Here is a 16,351-nt window from a genome sequence, read left to right on the forward strand (position 1 = left end):
CCGGCCTCTCAGTACTTCAGCAGGTTCGCGTCGTCCACGGACGAGGACCTGCGGGTTCTGAAGATGGTCATGATGATCGCCAGGCCCACCACGACCTCCGCGGCGGCCACCACCATCACGAAGAAGGCGATGATCTGGCCTTCGAGGTTGCCGTGCATGCGGGCGAACGACACGAACGCCAGGTTCGTGGCGTTGAGCATGAGCTCGACGCACATGAACACCACGATCGCGTTGCGGCGGACCAGCACGCCCACGCCCCCGATGGTGAACAGGATCGCCGAGAGCGCCAGGTAGTGCCCGGGACTCATTGACCTGCCTCCCCTTCGCTCGTCGCGGCGCCGCCGCCGGAGCCGCCCGCGGCGCCGGCCTCGGGCGAGCCGCCCTCGTGCGATCCGCCGGACGCGGGAGTGCCGCTCTTGGTCTCGCGCTCCTCGGCACCCGCCGCGTGCGCCTCGGCGGTCGCGGCGCGCACCGCCGCCAGGTCCGCCTGGACGGCCGTCGTCTCGCTGCCGCCCTCCAGGTCGGCGTGCCGCTGCGCGGTGTCGACGCGGGCCGCGATGATCGGGCTGACCGACAGCTCCGACGGGGTGCCGTCGGGCAGCATCGCCGGCATGTCGACCGCGTTGTGCCGGGCGTAGGTGCCGGGGCCGGGCAGCGGGCCGGGGTGCTTCCCGGACAGGAACCGCCGCTTGGCCAGGTCCTTCTGCGTCGGCTTGGGCGTGGTGCGCTCGCGGTGCGCCAGCACCATCGCGCCCAGCGCCGCGGTGATCAGCAGCGCGCTGGTCGCCTCGAACGCGAACACGTACTTGCCGAACAGCAGCCGCGCCAGGCCGATCACGTTGCCGTCCTGGTTGGCCTGCGCCAGCCCCGCCGAGTCGTCCAGCGCCGCGTTGCCGAGCCCCGCGGCCACCAGCACCAGGAAGCCGAGCGCGGCGACCCCCGCCCACAGCCGCTGCCCGCGGATCGTCTCCACCAGCGAGTCGGTGGAGGCCACCCCGACCAGCATCAGCACGAACAGGAACAGCATCAGCACCGCGCCGGTGTAGACGATCACCTGGACGAACGCCAGGAACGGCGCCCCCTGAATCGCGTACAGCGCGGCCAGCGACAGCATCACCGTGGCCAGCAGCAGCGCCGAGTGCACCGCCCGCCGCATGAAGATCATGCCGAGCGCGGCGCACACCGACACGATCGCCAGCAGCCAGAAGAAGAACGGCTCGCCCGACTGCCTGTCGGCGACCTGCGCCAGCACCGGCGCGTGCTGGGCCGCCAGCACCTGCGCGTTCACTTCTTGTCTCCGCTCTTGCGCTTGCGCCGGCCCTCACGCGCCGCGGCCGCGTCCACGCTCGCGCGCCCGCCGCCCTCGGCCGGGACGGTGGGCGCGGGCTCCTCGGGCTGCAGGCCGAGGCGGTAGTAGTCCTCCTCGGTCTCGCCCAGCCGCATGGCGTGCGGCGGCGCCTCCATGCCCTCGCGCAGCGGCGCCAGCAGCATGTCCTTGGTGTAGATCAGGCTCTCGCGGCTGTCGTCGGCCAGCTCGTACTCGTTGGTCATCGTCAGCGCCCGGGTGGGGCACGCCTCGATGCACAGGCCGCACAGGATGCAGCGCAGGTAGTTGATCTGGTAGACGCGCCCGTACCGCTCGCCCGGGGAGTAGCGCTCCTCCTCGGTGTTGTCGGCGCCCTCCACGTAGATGGCGTCGGCCGGGCAGGCCCAGGCGCACAGCTCGCACCCGACGCACTTCTCCAGCCCGTCCGGCCAGCGGTTGAGCTGGTGACGGCCGTGGAAGCGCGGCGCGGTCGGCTTCTTGACCTCGGGGTACTGGACGGTCTCGCTCTTCATGAACATCTGGTGGAACGAGACCCCGAACCCCTTGACCGGGTTCAGGAAGTCAGTGAGTCCCACTGGTGACCTCCTTGGACGGGGTACGGGTCTTGCCGGCCTTCCCGTGGTAGTGCGGGGCGTCCATCGGCGGCACCGGGAAGCCGCCCGCCGCGGCGTCCACCGGCGCACCGCCCTTGCTCACGCCGCCCGCGGCGATGCCGGAGCCGGACTGCCCGGCCTTGGCCTCCTCCTCGGAGCCGCCGCGGGCCATCTCCCACAGGACGGTGGCGGCCAGGACGACGGCGGCGGCGATCGCGGTGATCAGCATGATCTGCCGGACCTCGTAGCCCTCGTTCTTGAACGCCTGGATGGTGGCCACCAGCATGATCCAGCCGAGCGAGAAGGGCATCAGCACCTTCCAGCCGAGCTTCATCAGCTGGTCGTAGCGGACGCGGGGCAGCGAACCGCGCAGCCAGACGAAGAAGAAGATGAACGCCCACACCTTGACCAGGAACCACAGCACCGGCCACCAGCCCTGGTTGGCGCCCTCCCAGAAGGTGGAGATCGGCGCGGGCGCGCGCCAGCCGCCCAGGAACAGGGTGGTGCACAGCGCCGACAGGGTCGCCAGGTTGATGTACTCGGCGAGGAAGAACATCGCGAACTTCAGCGACGAGTACTCGGTGTGGAACCCGCCGACGATCTCGCCCTCACCCTCGGGCAGGTCGAACGGGATGCGGTTCGACTCGCCCATCATCGTGATCACGTAGACCGCGAAGGACGGGAACAGCAGGATCACGTACCAGGTGTCGACCTGCGCCGCGACGATCTCCGAGGTCGACATCGTCCCGGCGAACAGGAACACCGCCACGAACGACAGCGACATCGCGATCTCGTAGGAGATGATCTGCGCGGAGGAGCGCAGCCCGCCCAGCAGCGAGTACGGCGACATCGACGACCAGCCCGCCAGCACCACGCCGTAGGCGCCCATGGACGCCATCGCCAGCACCAGCAGCACCGCCACCGGAAGGTCGGTGCCCTGCAGCGGGGTGTGGTGCCCGAAGATCGACACCTCGGGGCCGAACGGGATGATGGAGAAGGCGATGAACGCCGGGGTCGCCGACATGATCGGCGCCAGGACGAACACCACCTTGTCGACGCCGCGGGGGACGATGTCCTCCTTCAGCGCCAGCTTGATGCCGTCGGCCAGGCCCTGCAGAAGACCGAACGGCCCGGCGCGGTTCGGCCCGACGCGCAGCTGCATCCGGCCGATGACGCGCCGCTCGACCCACATCGACAGCAGGACCGTCACCACGAGGAAGACGAAGATGACCAGGACCTTGCCGAGGATCAGCCACCAGGGGTCCTTGCCGAAGTCCTCCAGCGTGGGGCCGGTCTCGGCGGGCGCGGCGGCCAGCGCGGTCAGGCTCATGCGGCACCTCCAGCCGTGGTCGCGGAGCCGGCTCCGGCGCCGTCACCCGCGGCGATCTTGACGATCTGGCCGGTGTCGGCGCCCAGCTCCCGGTACAGCGCGCAGCCCGCGGAGTCGGTCGGCAGCCACACCACGCGGTCCGGCAGGTCCGGGACGATCTCCAGCGGCAGCGTCAGCGCGCCGCGGGTCTGCGACGACACCGTGACCGAGCCGCCCTCGGCGACGCCGATCTCGGCGGCGGTCGCGGGCGACAGCCGGGCCACCGCCGGCTTGGCGGTGCCCGCCAGGTACGGCTCGCCGTCCTGCATGCGGCCCTTGTCGAGCAGCAGCTTCCAGGTGGCCAGCAGCGCCTCGCCCTCGCCGGGACGCGGCGGCACGAACGGGGTCGCGTCGGGCGCGGCGGGCCGCTCGCCCCGGTAGGCGCCCAGCTCGGTCAGCTCGCGGCGGGCGGCCTCGGGGCCGGGCAGGCCCAGGTGCACGTCCATCTCGCCGGCCAGGGCGTCCAGCACCCGCAGGTCCGACAGCCTCCCGGCGGACTTGAGCGCGGTGTCGAACTGGCGGCCGCGGCCCTCCCAGTCGACGAACGTGCCGGACTTCTCCGGGACGGCCGCGACCGGCAGCACCACGTCGGCGCGGTCGGTGACGGCGCTGACCCGCTGCTCCAGGCTCACCACGAACGAGGCGGCCTCGATGGCCTCCAGCGCGGCGGCCGGGTCGGGCAGGTCGTAGGGGTCGAACCCGCCGACCAGCAGGGCGCCGCGTTCGGTCTGCGCGGACGCCAGGATCCCGGCGGTGTCGCGGCCGGGGGTGGCGGGCAGGTCGGCCACGCCCCAGACGCGGGCGACCTCGGCGCGCGCCTCGGGGTCGGTGACGGGGCGGCCGATCGGCAGCAGGCCGGGCAGCGCCCCGGCCTCCAGCGCGCCGCGCTCGCCGGCCCGGCGCGGCACCCACGCGATCCTCGCGCCGGTGACCTGGCCGAGCCGCACCAGGCTGGACAGCGCGCCGGGGCTGGTCGCCAGCCGTTCGCCGGCCAGCACCACCGCGCCCGGCTCGGACAGCAGCCGGTGGATGGCGGCGACCTCGTCGGTGCCGTCGGTGGCGGTGGTGAGGGTGCCGATGACCTCGGCCTCCGCGCCCGGCATGGTCGGCAGCAGCGTGCCGCCCATCTTCTTCAGGCCGCGGGTGGCGTACGGGGCGATCGAGTAGACCTTCACGCCCTTCTTGCGGAAGCCCTTGCGCAGCCGCAGGAAGACGATCGGCGACTCCTCCTCCGGCTCGAACCCGGCCAGCAGCACCACCGGGGCCTTCTCCAGGTCGGCGTAGGACACCTCGATGGAGCGGCCCGCGACCGAGGAGGCCAAGAACTCGGCCTCCTCGCGCGAGTGCGGGCGGGCGCGGAAGTCGACGTCGTTGGTGCCGAGCGCGACCCGGGCGAACTTGGCGTAGGCGTAGGCGTCCTCAAGGGTGAGGCGTCCGCCGGTCAGCACGCCCGCGTTGCCGCGCGCCGCGGCCAGGCCCCGGGCCGCGATGGCCAGGGCCTCCGGCCAGGACGCGGTCTCCAGCACGCCGTCCTCGTTGCGGACCAGCGGGTGGGTGAGCCGGTCGGGCTGGGTGGCGTAGGTGAACGCCCACCGGCCCTTGTCGCAGTTCCACTCCTCGTTGACCTGCGGGTCGTCCCCCGCCAGCCGCCGGGTGATCTTGCCGCGCCGGTGGTCGGTGCGCAGCGCGCAGCCGGACGCGCAGTGCTCGCACACGCTCGGCGAGGACACCAGGTCGAACGGGCGGGACCGGAACCGGTACGCCGCGCCGGTGAGCGCTCCCACCGGGCAGATCTGCACGGTGTTGCCGGAGAAGTAGGACTGGAACGGCTTGTCCTCGGCGGCGCCGACCTGCTCCTTGGCGCCGCGTTCGAACAGGTCGATGAACGCGTCCCCGGCGATCTGGTCGGAGAAGCGGGTGCAGCGCGCGCACTGGATGCAGCGCTCGCGGTCCAGCAGCACCTGGCTGGACAGCGCGATCGGCTTGGGGAAGGTGCGCTTGGTCTCGACGAACCGCGTCTCGCCCCGCCCGTTGGACATCGCCTGGTTCTGCAGCGGGCACTCGCCGCCCTTGTCGCAGATCGGGCAGTCCAGCGGGTGGTTGATCAGCAGCAGCTCCATCACGCCGTGCTGGGCCTTGTCGGCCACCGGCGAGGTGAGCTGGGTCTTGACGACCATGCCCGGCATGACCGCGGTGGTGCAGGACGCCTGCGGCTTGGGCATGCCGCGCCCGTTGCCCGCGTCGGGGATCTCCACCAGGCACTGGCGGCACGCCCCGACCGGGTCGAGCAGCGGGTGGTCGCAGAACCGCGGGATCTGGATGCCCAGCAGCTCGGCGGCCCGGATGATCAGCGTGCCCTTGGGCACCTCGATCTCGAACCCGTCGATGGTGACGGGCACCATCTCCTCGGCCCTCTCGACCGGGCCGGCGTCGCCCTTGGTCACCGTCACTTGCCGTCACCTCCCCAGAGGGTGGAGGCGGCCGGGTCGAACGGACAGCCGCCTTGCTGGAAGTGCTGGAGGTACTCGTCGCGGAACAGCTTGATGGACGACACGACCGGGCTGGTCGCGCCGTCGCCGAGCGCGCAGAACGACCGGCCGAGGATGTTGTCGGACAGGTCGAGCAGCGTCTCCAGGTCCTCCTCGGTGCCCTGCCCGGCCTCCAGCCGCTTGAGCATGAGCTTGTACCAGTACGTGCCCTCGCGGCACGGGGTGCACTTGCCGCACGACTCGTGCGCGTAGAACTCCGACCAGCGCAGCACGGCCCGCACCACGCAGGTGGTCTCGTCGAAGATCTGCAGCGCCCGGGTGCCCAGCATGGACCCGGCCGCGCCGACCGACTCGAAGTCCAGCGGGACGTCCAGGTGCTCCTCGGTGAAGATCGGGGTGGACGAGCCGCCCGGCGTCCAGAACTTCAGCCGGTGCCCGGCGCGGATCCCGCCCGCCATGTCGAGCAGCTCCCGCAGCGTCACCCCGAGCGGCGCCTCGTACTGCCCGGGGCGGGTCACGTGCCCCGACAGCGAGAAGATCCCGAAGCCCTTCGACTTCTCGGTGCCCATCGAGGCGAACCAGTCCGCCCCGTTGGCCACGATCGAGGGAACCGAGGCGATCGACTCGACGTTGTTGATGACCGTAGGGCCGCCGTACAGTCCAGCGACGGCCGGGAAGGGAGGCTTGAGCCGGGGTTGTCCGCGGTAGCCCTCCAGCGAGTCCAGCAGCGCCGTCTCCTCGCCGCAGATGTAGGCGCCCGCGCCGGTGTGCACGACCAGCTCCAGGTCGTAGCCGGAGCCGAGGATGTCCTTGCCGAGGTAGCCGGCCTCGTACGCCTCCGCGACCGCCTGCTGCAGGCGGCGGATGACGTGCAGCACCTCGCCGCGCACGTAGATGAACGCGTGGTTGGACCGGATCGCGTACGAGCTGATGATGACGCCCTCGACCAGCACGTGCGGGTTGGCCATCATCAGCGGGATGTCCTTGCACGTGCCCGGTTCGGACTCGTCGGCGTTGACCACCAGGTAGCGGGGGTTGGGGCTGCTCGGCGGCAGGAACCCCCACTTCATGCCGGTGGGGAACCCCGCGCCGCCGCGGCCGCGCAGCCCGGAGTCCTTGACCGCCTGCACGATGTCGTCCGGGTCCATCCCGAACGCCTTGCGCAGCGCCCGGTAGCCGCCCGCCCGTTCGTACGCCTCGCGGGTGAACGAGTCGGGCTGGTCCCAGATCCTGGTGAGGACGGGGGTCAGCGTCGTGGTCATTGGTTGCGGCCCTCCTGGCTACCGGGCTTCACCTGGCCGCCGATCGGCTTTCCGGGCTCGTTGGGCGGCGGGTCGGTGATCTCCTCGCCCCGCGCGGGCTCGTCGGGTTCCGCGCGGTCGGCGTCAGCGGGCGGAGCGGTCCAGCCGTGCCGCTTGGCGACCTCCAGGCCGCGCAGCGACTCGGGCCCGGCCTGCACGCCCTCGTGCGCCCGCCCGTCGGGGAACCCCGCCAGGACCCGGGACGCCTCCTTCCAGGTGCACAGCGTGTTCGGGCCCCGGGACGGCGGAACCTCCCTGCCCTCGCGCAGGTCGTTGACCAGCTTCCTGGCCTTCTCGGGAGTCATGTTGTCGAAGAACTCCCAGTTGACCGTCATGACGGGCGCGAAGTCGCAGGCCGCGTTGCACTCGATGCGCTCCAGCGAGACCCGGCCGTCCGGGGTCGCCTCGTCATGACCGACGCCGAGGTGCTCGCTCAGCTCGTTCCAGATCTGGTCGCCGCCCATCACCGCGCACAGCGTGTTGATGCACACCCCGACGTGGTACTCGCCGACGGGCGCGCGCTTGTACATGGTGTAGAAGGTGGCGACGCCGGTGACCTGCGCGGGCGTGATGCCGAGCTGTTCGGCGCAGAACTCGATGCCGTCCTGGCTGACGTAGCCGTCCTCCGACTGCACCAGGTGCAGCAGCGGCAGCAGCGCCGAACGCGGCTTGGGGTACCGCGCGATGATCTCCTTGGCGTCCCGTTCCAGCCGCTCGCGCGTCTCCACGGAATAGCTCATCGGTCGACTCCCCCCATCACCGGGTCGAGGCTGGCGACCGCCGCGATGACGTCGGCCACCATGCCGCCCTCGCACATCGCCGGGACGGCCTGCAGGTTGGTGAACGACGGGTCGCGAAAGTGCGCGCGGAACGGGCGGGTGCCGCCGTCGCTGACGACGTGCACGCCGAGCTCGCCGCGCGGCGCCTCGACCGCCGCGTACGCCTGGCCGGCCGGGACGCGGAAGCCCTCGGTCACCAGCTTGAAGTGGTGGATCAGGGCCTCCATCGAGGTGCCCATGATGTGCGCGATGTGGCGGGGCGAGTTGCCCATGCCGTCGGCGCCGATGGCCAGCTGCGCGGGCCACCCGATCTTCTTGTCCTCGATCATCACCGGGCCCTTGACCGTCTGCAGCCGCTCCACGCACTGCTCGACGATCTTCAGGGACTCCTCCATCTCGCGCACGCGCACCAGGTAGCGCCCGTACACGTCGCAGGTGTCCTCGGTGATGACGTCGAAGTCGTAGGTCTCGTAGCCGCAGTAGGGCTGCGACTTGCGCAGGTCCCACGGCAGGCCCGTGGAGCGCAGCACCGGGCCGGTCACCCCGAGGGCCATGCAGCCCGTCAGGTCCAGGTAGGCGACGTCCTTGGTGCGGGCCAGGTAGACCGGGTTGTGGTCCATCAGCTTGCGCAGCGCCTGGATGCGCTTGGGCATGCGGTCCAGGTAGTCGCGCAGCTTGCTCATCGCGCCGCTCGGCAGGTCCTGCGCCACTCCGCCGGGCCGCACGTAGGCCATGTTCATCCGCAGCCCGCTGATCTCCTCGAACAGGTCGAGGGTGTGCTCGCGCTCGATGAACCCGTTGAGCATGACGGTGGTGGCGCCGAGCTCCAGGCCGAACGTGGCGATCGCGACCAGGTGCGAGGAGATCCGGTTGAGCTCCATCATCATGACCCGGATGATCTGGGCCCGCTCGGGCACCTGGTCGGTGATGCCGAGCAGTTTCTCCACGCCCAGGCAGTACGCCGTCTCGTTGAAGATCGGCGCCAGGTAGTCCATCCGGGTGCAGAACGTGGTGCCCTGCGTCCAGGTGCGGAACTCCATGTTCTTCTCGATGCCGGTGTGCAGGTAGCCGATGCCCACCCGCGCCTCGGTCACCGTCTCGCCGTCGAGCGTGAGGATCAGCCGCAGCACCCCGTGCGTGGACGGGTGCTGGGGACCCATGTTGATCACCAGGCGCTCGTCGCCCAGGTCCTCGGCGCCGGACACGACCTGGTCCCAGTCCTGCCCGTTGACGTCGAAGACCCTGCCCTCGGCCGCCTCGTCGGCGGCGGCGTAGGCGTCGTACTCGGTGTACTTGGTGGACGGGCTCACGTGTACGACCTCCGCTGGTCCGGCGGCGGGATCTCCGCCCCGCGGTACTCGACGGGGATGCCGCCGAGGGGGTAGTCCTTGCGCTGCGGGTGGCCCACCCAGTCGTCGGGCATCTCGATGCGGGTCAGCGCCGGATGGCCGTCGAACACGATGCCGAAGAAGTCGTAGGTCTCCCGCTCGTGCCAGTCGTTGGTCGGATAGATCGACACGACCGACGGGATGTGCGGGTCGGCGTCGGGGCAGGTGACCTCCAGCCGGACCCGCCGGTTGTGCGTGATGGACAGCAGGTGGTAGACGGCGTGCAGCTCGGCCCCGGTGTCCTGCGGGTAGTGCACCCCGGACACCCCGGTGCACAGCTCGAACCGCAGCGCGGGCTCGTCGCGCAGGCGCCTCGCCACGTCCGGCAGCCGCTCGCGCTTCACGAAGAACGTCAGCTCGCCACGGTCGACGACGACGCGTTCGACCGCGTCGCCGAAGTCCGGCAGGGACCGCTCCAGCTCGTCGGCGACCTCGTCGAACTCGCCGGGCTCGCCGGTGACGTCCGGCCCGCCGTACGGACGCGGCGTCGACACCTTCGGCGCCTGCCGCACCACCAGGCGGCCGTAGCCGGAGGTGTCGCCGGTGGTCTTGACGCCGAACATGCCGCGCCGGACGATCGGCTGCTCCTGCCGCTCGGGCTCGGCGTGCGCGGGCAGCCGATCGGCGGCCTGCTCTGCCTGCTGCTCGGGATGCTGCGAGCTCACAGCGCACCTCCCGGCTGGCCGAGCAGCGGAAGCTGCCGCCGCTTGGCCTCCTCCAGCTCGGCGATCTGCCGCTCGCGCTGCGCGCCGAGCTTGGTGTTGCGGATCTTGTCGTGCAGCTTGAGGATCGCGTCCAGCAGCATCTCCGGCCGCGGCGGGCAGCCCGGCAGGTAGATGTCCACCGGGACGATGTGGTCCACGCCCTGCACGATCGCGTAGTTGTTGAACATGCCGCCGGACGAGGCGCACACGCCCATCGCGATGACCCACTTGGGCTCGGTCATCTGGTCGTAGATCTGCCGCAGCACCGGTGCCATCTTCTGGCTCACCCGGCCCGCCACGATCATCAGGTCGGCCTGCCGCGGCGTGGCCGAGGCGCGCTCCATGCCCCACCGGGAGAAGTCGTGCCGCGGGTCGCCGGCCGCCATCATCTCGATGGCGCAGCAGGCCAGGCCGAACGTGGCCGGCCACACCGAGCTGGCGCGCGCCCACCCGGCCACCTGCTCCACCGTGGTCAGCAGGAACCCGCTCGGGAGTTTCTCTTCCAGGCCCATGTCAGTCCCACTCCAGACCACCGCGCCGCCAGATGTAGGCGTACGCCACCAGCACGGTGAGGATGAACAGGACCATCTCCACCAAACCAAAAAGCCCCAGCCGGTCGAAGGCGACCGCCCAGGGATAGAGGAAGATGATCTCGATGTCGAAGACGATGAACAGCATCGCCGTCAGGTAGTACTTGATCGGGAAGCGCCCGCCGCCCACCGGCTGCGGCGTCGGTTCGATGCCGCACTCGTACGCTTCGAGCTTGGCCCGGTTCCACCGCTTGGGGCCGGTGAGTGACGCCATCAGCACCGAGAAGACGGCGAACCCGAAGGCGAGCACCCCCAGCACGATGATCGGAACATAGAGATCCATGTCTCTACAGCCCCTCCTCGGTTCGTACGACGCTGTACGGGGCACGCGGCCCGGTGCCGCCCACCGGGGTGCGGGCGGCGCGGGCCGGACGCGCCGTCGCGGCGGCGTGACCCGTCGCACGTCCGTGAGCTGCCTCACGGACACGGGTCGCCACCCTAGCCAAGGTGACCAAATCCACTCCCCTCGGGGGTCGGCCCACGCTCATGGCGTGCTCTCGCTCATGCTGCCGGCGCCACCTTCTGCATCGCGTTGATGAGACGGTCCATGGCGTCGCCGCCACGCCGGTCGGTCAGGTTCGCCAGCATCTTGAGCGTGAAGCGCATCAGCGTGGGATGCGGCAGGCCGTGCGAGGTGAGGAACTTCATCACCCGTGGGTCGCCGATGGCCTGGACGAAGACGCGGGCCAGGGTGAAGTAGCCGCCGTGCTCGTCCTTGAGGATGCGCGGGTACTCGTGGAGCGTGCGCTCGCGCTGGGCGGGGGTGCGGCGGGACAGCGCCTGCACCATGATGTCGGCGGCCAGCCGGCCGGACTCCAGCGCGTAGTCGATGCCCTCGCCGTTGAACGGGTTGACCATGCCGCCCGCGTCGCCGACCAGCAGCATGCCGCGGGTGTAGTGGGGCTGGCGGTTGAAGCCCATGGGCAGCGCGGCGCCGCGGATCGGGCCGGTGGCGTGGTCCTCGTCGAACTGCCACTCCTCGGGCATCTGCGCGCACCAGCCGCGCATCATGCCGCGGTAGTCGACGTTCTGGAACGCCTTGCTGGTGTTGAGCAGGCCGAGGCCGACGTTGGAGGTGCCGTCGCCGACCGGGAAGACCCAGCCGTAGCCGGGGAGCAGGCGCTGCCCGTCCCACAGCTCCAGCCACGCCTCCATGTACTCGTCGTCGTGGCGGGGCGTGCGGAAGTACCGGCGGACGGCCACGCCCATGGGGCGGTCGTCGCGGCGGCGCAGCCCCATGGCGACCGACAGGCGGGTGGAGTTGCCGTCGGCCGCCACCACCAGCGGCGCGTGGAACTCCACCTCCTCGCCGAGGTACTTGGCGGTGACGCCGACGATGCGGTCGTTGCGCTCGTGCAGGATCGGGCCGGTGACGGTGCAGCCCTGCAGCAGCCGGGCGCCGGCCTTGGCGGCGTGCTCGGCCAGCAGCTGGTCGAAGTCCATGCGGGTGCGCACCAGGCCGTAGTCGGGGAAGCTGGCCAGCTCGGGCCAGGGCAGCTCGATCTTGAGGCCGCCGCCGTAGATGCGCAGCCCCTTGTTGCGGGCCCACCCGGGGGCGTTGACGTCCACGCCCATGCCGACCAGCGCGCGCACGGCGCGCGGGGTCAGCCCGTCACCGCAGATCTTGTCGCGCGGGAACGTGGCCTTCTCCAGCAACAGCACATCGAGGCCCGCCTGGGCCAGCCAGTAGGCGGTCGACGACCCCGCGGGGCCGGCCCCGACGACGATGACGTCTGCCTGTCGGGTGGAGTCGGTCACAGCGTTCCTTCTCAGCTCGTTCGCTTGTGAAGTACTTCACAAGGATTTCGTCAGGGAGTCTATTCCTTCTTGACGGCCGATGGGTACCTCTGACCCCTCCCGGTTTTGGACCGGTCCCAGCGGCCTCGTCCGATTTCACCCGGGGTTCACCGCATGGTGCAGCGCCACCACCCCGAACGTGAGATCGCGCCAGCGCACCGACGTCCAGCCCGCCTCCTGCAGCAGGCGCGCCAGCGCGGCCTGGTCGGGCCACGCGAGCGTCGACTCGGCCAGGTAGCGGTAGGAGTCGGGGTTGGAGCTGACCCGCGCGAGCATCGGCAGCCCGTAGCGCAGGTGCAGGCGGTGGCCGAAGCGCAGCAGCGCGTTGGGCGGGTGACTGACCTCACACACCAGCAGCCGTCCGCCCTGGCGGGTGACGCGGCGCAGCTCGCGCAGGGCCTGTACGGTGTCGGCGACGTTGCGCAGCCCGAAGGAGATCGTCACGGCGTCGAACGCCCCGTCGGCGAACGGCAGGCGCAGCGCGTCCCCGGCGACGAAGCGCGGGCCCGTCGCGCCGCCGTTGCGCCGCGTGCCCACGCGCAGCATGCCGAGGGAGAAGTCGCAGGCGACGGTGCGGGCTCCGGCCTCGGCGAACGGCACCGCGGAGGTGCCGGTGCCGGCGGCCAGGTCCAGCACGTTCTCGCCGGGGCCGGCGTCCAGCGCCCGGACGACCTCGCGCCGCCAGTACCGGTCGCGGCCGCCGGTCATGAGGCTGTTGAGGAGGTCGTAGCGTTCGGCGGTGCGGTCGAACATCGCGGCCACGTCGGTGGGCCGCTTGTCGAGAGAGGCGCGGGTCATGCCCCCAGCCTAGGGGGCGGGGTTCACGCGTCCTCTCGGGTGCGGGACTCCTGGAAACGGCGGCGGCGCGCGCTCAGCCCCGAGACCACGGACGCCGACATCGCGTCGCGCTGCCCGGACAGCAGTACGTAGCTGATCAGCCCGCTGAGCAGCAGCGCGCCCAGCAGCAGGAACAGCGGCGCCTTCTGCATCGGCGTCAGCCAGAGCACGCCCGCGGTGGCCAGGAAGATGCCCAGGCGGGCGGCGGTGTAGACGAGGACGGGTCGCATGACAGCTCAGAGCCTACCTGCGCCCTTCGTCCGGTCCGTCACCGCCCGCCCCTCGGCGTCACGCGCAGGCGCCCGGCGCCGCCGTCCGGGAGGGTCCGGCGTGGATGTTCAGGAACTCAGGCGTAGATGTCCAGGAACAGGGCCGGGTCGACGTTGCCGCCCGACAGGACCGACACATAGGTGCGCGCGTCCGGCAGCTCGTCGCGGCGGAACAGGTACGCGGCGGTCGCCACGGCCCCGGCGGGCTCGGCGATCAGCCGGGCCTCGCGGGCCAGGCGGCGCGTCGCCCGGCGGATCTCGTCCTCGGTGACCGTGACGATGTCGTCGACGAACTCGCGGATGTGCGCGAACGTCACGTCGCCGAGCCGCTGGGCGCGCAGCGCGTCGGCGACGGTGCGGCCGGTCTCCTCGGCGGCCCATTCCACCGGGTGCCCGGCGCGCAGCGAGGCGCGGGCGTCGGCGGCCAGCTCCGGCTCGACGCCGATCACCTTCGCCTCCGGGCGCAGCGCCTTGACCGCGGCGGCGACGCCCGCCAGCAGCCCGCCGCCGCCCACCGGGACGAGCACGACGTCCGCCTCCGGGCAGTCCTGGACGATCTCCAGCCCCACGGTGCCCTGCCCGGCCACGATCCGCGGATCGTCGAACGGCGGAATCAACGCGAAGCCGTGCGCCTCGGCGAGCTTTTCGGCGGTGGCGGTCCGGGCCTCCATCGTCGGTTCCACGTACACGATCTCGGCGCCGTGCCTGACGCAGGCGTCGACCTTCACTCCGGGGGTGGTGTGAGGAATGACCAGCACCGCGCGAATACCGAGCAGGCGCGCGGTGTAGGCGACGGCCTGCGCGTGGTTGCCACTGGAATGCGTCACCACGCCGCGCGCGCGTCGCTCGTCCGGCAGTGCCGAGATCGTCGCGTACGCGCCGCGCAGTTTGAACGCGCCGATCGGCTGGAGCGACTCGGCCTTCACCAACAACGCGGGGTCGGTCGAGGGAAAGGGGACGAGCGGGGTGCGCGCGGCCACGCCGGCCAGCCGTTCGGCCGCCCGCTCGATGTCCGCCAGGGACACGAGATCCGACATGTGAGGGAGACTATGCGGTGCGGTGCGCCGGGCGGGAACCGCTGATTCCGGACGCCATTCGAGCATGCTGCGGGGGCAGATGTGACCGCAGGGGCCGATGCCCCATTTACTTCTCGTTATTTGTCCAGGTCAAGTGGCTACGCTCTGTGATCTTTTCCGAAAACAAGGGAGAAATCGGTCTTGAGCCGCCACACTAGAAACCAGTCCACCCGCACCGAGAGCGGGACAAAGGGGGAGAGACAACGTGGAAAGCACCAGCGAGCGCCTGCTGACCCCCGGAGAGGTCGCCGCCCTCTTCCGGGTCGATCCGAAGACGGTCACCCGATGGGCCGCGGCGGGCAGGATCAGCAGCATCCGCACTCCCGGAGGCCACCGCCGCTTCCGCGAGTCGGAAGTGCACGCGCTGCTGCGCGGGGAAGAGCCGGCGGTCGCCGAGCACTCGGCGCGCTGACCCCGCGGCCGGCCCGTCCGGCCCGGCCGCCCGGCGGTCACCCCTCCGCCCGGCATCCGGCCGCGCGATCACCCCTCCGCTCCGGACGGTCCGTCGCCCTCCATGTCCGCCTTCCACTCCTCGAACCGGCGCAGCAGGTCCGCGTCCTCGTCCCGCCACCGGCGCCGCTTCTCCTCCAGCTCCTCCTCGGTCAGCGACTGGCCGAGAAGCCGGTCGTAGTCGGGGTCACCGGGACCGATCTCCACATACGCCTGGGCGATGATCCGTCCCGTTCCCTCCGCGGAGTCGGCCAGAACGCTGTGGGGAACGCGGAGCCTGCCGTCGGGCAGCCGGATCACGTACATCGTCGATCACCTTCGGTGCTGGTCGTCGCACATCGGCATGTGCCGGTCGTCGTCGCGGCTCGTACGGATCGGCATGTCAGATCCCGAAACGTCGGTTGAAGAACAACATGACATCCAGCGCCAGCCGGATGTCGCCGGCGAGCATATCGACCAGAGCGGGACGCTGGCGGGCGGAGATCGCGGCGAACGCGTCGGCGAAGAACTCGCGGCGGCCGAGCGCCGCGGGCTGCTTGTGGAAGTCGCTCGCCAGATGCGGACGAACCCGGTCGTAGAGGGCACGGAACTCCGGACTGTCGGACGTCCAGGCGTCCGGGCCGCCGTCGATGTCGTCGAGCGCGTGACCGACCTCGTGCATCATCACGTCCGGGGTCGGCGACGGCCGGTCGCCCACGACGATCTTGCGGTCGCCGTAGGCGCCCGCGCAGATGTCCCAGGTGGCGGCGCCGGACGGCAGGGGCCGGTCGCGCAGGTGACCCATGTCGTCCAGCTGCGGGACGCCGCCCGGCCCGACGTAGATGCCGTCCAGCCCGGCGGCCAGCTTGGCCTTCAGCCGGTCGGGCAGCGCCGCCAGGCTCTCCACCGCGCGGATCACCTCGGGCGTCGGCGGGCCCTGCCGGGCGTCCCACTGCCGGAACAGGATGCCCTCCAGCACGCCGCAGTGCCGCCGCCCGTCCGGGGCGTGCGGCACGCCCGGCGGGTGGGGCTCGGCCCGCGGCAGCCGCGGCTCGTCGTCCAGTTCGAAGTCGCGCCAGGAGAAGCCGTCGCGCGGGCTGACGTGCCTGCCCCGGGGGCGCCGCCCCTTGTCCGGCGCGGCGTCCGGGGTGGCGTCCGGCCGTGGCGCGTCGGCGGCGGTGAACTCGTCGTCGCGTCCGGCCTTGCGGAAGCGGCCGAAGCGGTCGCGGGGCTGGTTGGTGCGCGGCCGCACCCGGCGCGGGGCGCGGGCCGAGTCCGCGGCGCGGGCCGGGTCCGGGGACCGGGTCGGATCCTGGGACGAGTCCGGCGGCGAGGGCGAGTACGCCGCGTCCCTGCGATCCCGGGGCTTGCGGTGGATGCCTCTGAAGCGCATCGGGCTCCTC

At 71.4% G+C, this 16,351-nt stretch carries 18 protein-coding genes; 1 reads left to right on the forward strand and 17 read right to left on the reverse strand.

The genetic code is table 11. The annotated features are described in order from the left end of the window. Positions 1-8: 8 nt before the first annotated feature. From nuoK to ABZ801_RS37720, 15 genes are all read right to left on the reverse strand, one after another. Positions 9-308, reverse strand: coding sequence for an NADH-quinone oxidoreductase subunit NuoK (nuoK, locus tag ABZ801_RS37650; RefSeq protein ID WP_344948674.1), 300 nt, complete (start codon positions 306-308; stop codon positions 9-11). Beyond that, on the reverse strand, positions 305-1,288 hold the full coding sequence (locus ABZ801_RS37655) for an NADH-quinone oxidoreductase subunit J (RefSeq protein ID WP_360707696.1): 984 nt from the start codon (positions 1,286-1,288) through the stop codon (positions 305-307). The genes nuoK and ABZ801_RS37655 overlap by 4 nt, the downstream gene beginning before the upstream one ends. Further along, positions 1,285-1,902, reverse strand: a complete 618-nt coding sequence (gene nuoI, locus ABZ801_RS37660) for an NADH-quinone oxidoreductase subunit NuoI (protein WP_344948669.1) — start codon at positions 1,900-1,902, stop codon at positions 1,285-1,287. The genes ABZ801_RS37655 and nuoI overlap by 4 nt, the downstream gene beginning before the upstream one ends. Continuing rightward, positions 1,889-3,250, reverse strand: coding sequence for an NADH-quinone oxidoreductase subunit NuoH (nuoH, locus tag ABZ801_RS37665; protein ID WP_360707699.1), 1,362 nt, complete (start codon positions 3,248-3,250; stop codon positions 1,889-1,891). The genes nuoI and nuoH overlap by 14 nt, the downstream gene beginning before the upstream one ends. Then, positions 3,247-5,739 (reverse strand): NADH-quinone oxidoreductase subunit G, encoded by a 2,493-nt coding sequence (locus ABZ801_RS37670; protein WP_360707702.1) that lies wholly within the window; start codon positions 5,737-5,739, stop codon positions 3,247-3,249. Before ABZ801_RS37670 ends, nuoH begins: the two co-directional genes overlap by 4 nt. Continuing rightward, positions 5,736-7,040, reverse strand: coding sequence for an NADH-quinone oxidoreductase subunit NuoF (gene nuoF / locus ABZ801_RS37675; RefSeq protein WP_360707704.1), 1,305 nt, complete (start codon positions 7,038-7,040; stop codon positions 5,736-5,738). The genes ABZ801_RS37670 and nuoF overlap by 4 nt, the downstream gene beginning before the upstream one ends. Then, the gene (gene nuoE, locus ABZ801_RS37680; RefSeq protein WP_360707707.1) at positions 7,037-7,819 is read right to left on the reverse strand and encodes an NADH-quinone oxidoreductase subunit NuoE; all 783 of its coding nucleotides are present in this window, start codon (positions 7,817-7,819) and stop codon (positions 7,037-7,039) included. Before nuoE ends, nuoF begins: the two co-directional genes overlap by 4 nt. Beyond that, on the reverse strand, positions 7,816-9,063 hold the full coding sequence (locus tag ABZ801_RS37685; protein WP_344948876.1) for an NADH-quinone oxidoreductase subunit D: 1,248 nt from the start codon (positions 9,061-9,063) through the stop codon (positions 7,816-7,818). The genes nuoE and ABZ801_RS37685 overlap by 4 nt, the downstream gene beginning before the upstream one ends. A 101-nt stretch (positions 9,064-9,164) precedes the next feature. Further along, entirely contained in the window at positions 9,165-9,911 is a 747-nt protein-coding gene (locus tag ABZ801_RS37690; protein ID WP_360707709.1) for an NADH-quinone oxidoreductase subunit C, read from the reverse strand. Then, positions 9,908-10,462, reverse strand: a complete 555-nt coding sequence (locus ABZ801_RS37695) for an NADH-quinone oxidoreductase subunit B family protein (RefSeq protein WP_344948657.1) — start codon at positions 10,460-10,462, stop codon at positions 9,908-9,910. The genes ABZ801_RS37690 and ABZ801_RS37695 overlap by 4 nt, the downstream gene beginning before the upstream one ends. A 1-nt stretch (position 10,463) precedes the next feature. After that, entirely contained in the window at positions 10,464-10,823 is a 360-nt protein-coding gene (locus ABZ801_RS37700; protein WP_344948655.1) for an NADH-quinone oxidoreductase subunit A, read from the reverse strand. A gap of 218 nt (positions 10,824-11,041) precedes the next feature. Further along, positions 11,042-12,298, reverse strand: coding sequence for a geranylgeranyl reductase family protein (locus ABZ801_RS37705; RefSeq protein WP_344948652.1), 1,257 nt, complete (start codon positions 12,296-12,298; stop codon positions 11,042-11,044). 135 nt (positions 12,299-12,433) lie between these two features. Continuing rightward, a complete protein-coding gene (locus ABZ801_RS37710; protein WP_360707713.1) occupies positions 12,434-13,135 on the reverse strand; it encodes a demethylmenaquinone methyltransferase in 702 nt (233 codons plus the stop codon). Positions 13,136-13,158: 23 nt separating this feature from the next. After that, positions 13,159-13,404 (reverse strand): DUF4229 domain-containing protein, encoded by a 246-nt coding sequence (locus ABZ801_RS37715; RefSeq protein ID WP_344948646.1) that lies wholly within the window; start codon positions 13,402-13,404, stop codon positions 13,159-13,161. Positions 13,405-13,520: 116 nt separating this feature from the next. Next, positions 13,521-14,480, reverse strand: coding sequence for a threonine/serine dehydratase (locus ABZ801_RS37720; RefSeq protein WP_360707716.1), 960 nt, complete (start codon positions 14,478-14,480; stop codon positions 13,521-13,523). A 244-nt stretch (positions 14,481-14,724) separates the two neighbouring features. Between ABZ801_RS37720 and ABZ801_RS37725 the strand changes: the two genes are divergently transcribed. Further along, positions 14,725-14,931 (forward strand): BldC family transcriptional regulator, encoded by a 207-nt coding sequence (locus ABZ801_RS37725; protein ID WP_344948640.1) that lies wholly within the window; start codon positions 14,725-14,727, stop codon positions 14,929-14,931. A 68-nt stretch (positions 14,932-14,999) separates the two neighbouring features. Here ABZ801_RS37725 and ABZ801_RS37730 read toward each other — a convergent pair whose 3' ends face one another. Then, positions 15,000-15,275 (reverse strand): hypothetical protein, encoded by a 276-nt coding sequence (locus tag ABZ801_RS37730; protein WP_344948637.1) that lies wholly within the window; start codon positions 15,273-15,275, stop codon positions 15,000-15,002. Positions 15,276-15,351: 76 nt separating this feature from the next. Continuing rightward, positions 15,352-16,341, reverse strand: a complete 990-nt coding sequence (locus ABZ801_RS37735; protein ID WP_360707720.1) for a hypothetical protein — start codon at positions 16,339-16,341, stop codon at positions 15,352-15,354. Positions 16,342-16,351: the final 10 nt, after the last annotated feature.

The organism is Actinomadura sp. NPDC047616, from assembly GCF_040642915.1.
GTDB classification, from domain to species: domain Bacteria; phylum Actinomycetota; class Actinomycetes; order Streptosporangiales; family Streptosporangiaceae; genus Spirillospora; species Spirillospora miaoliensis.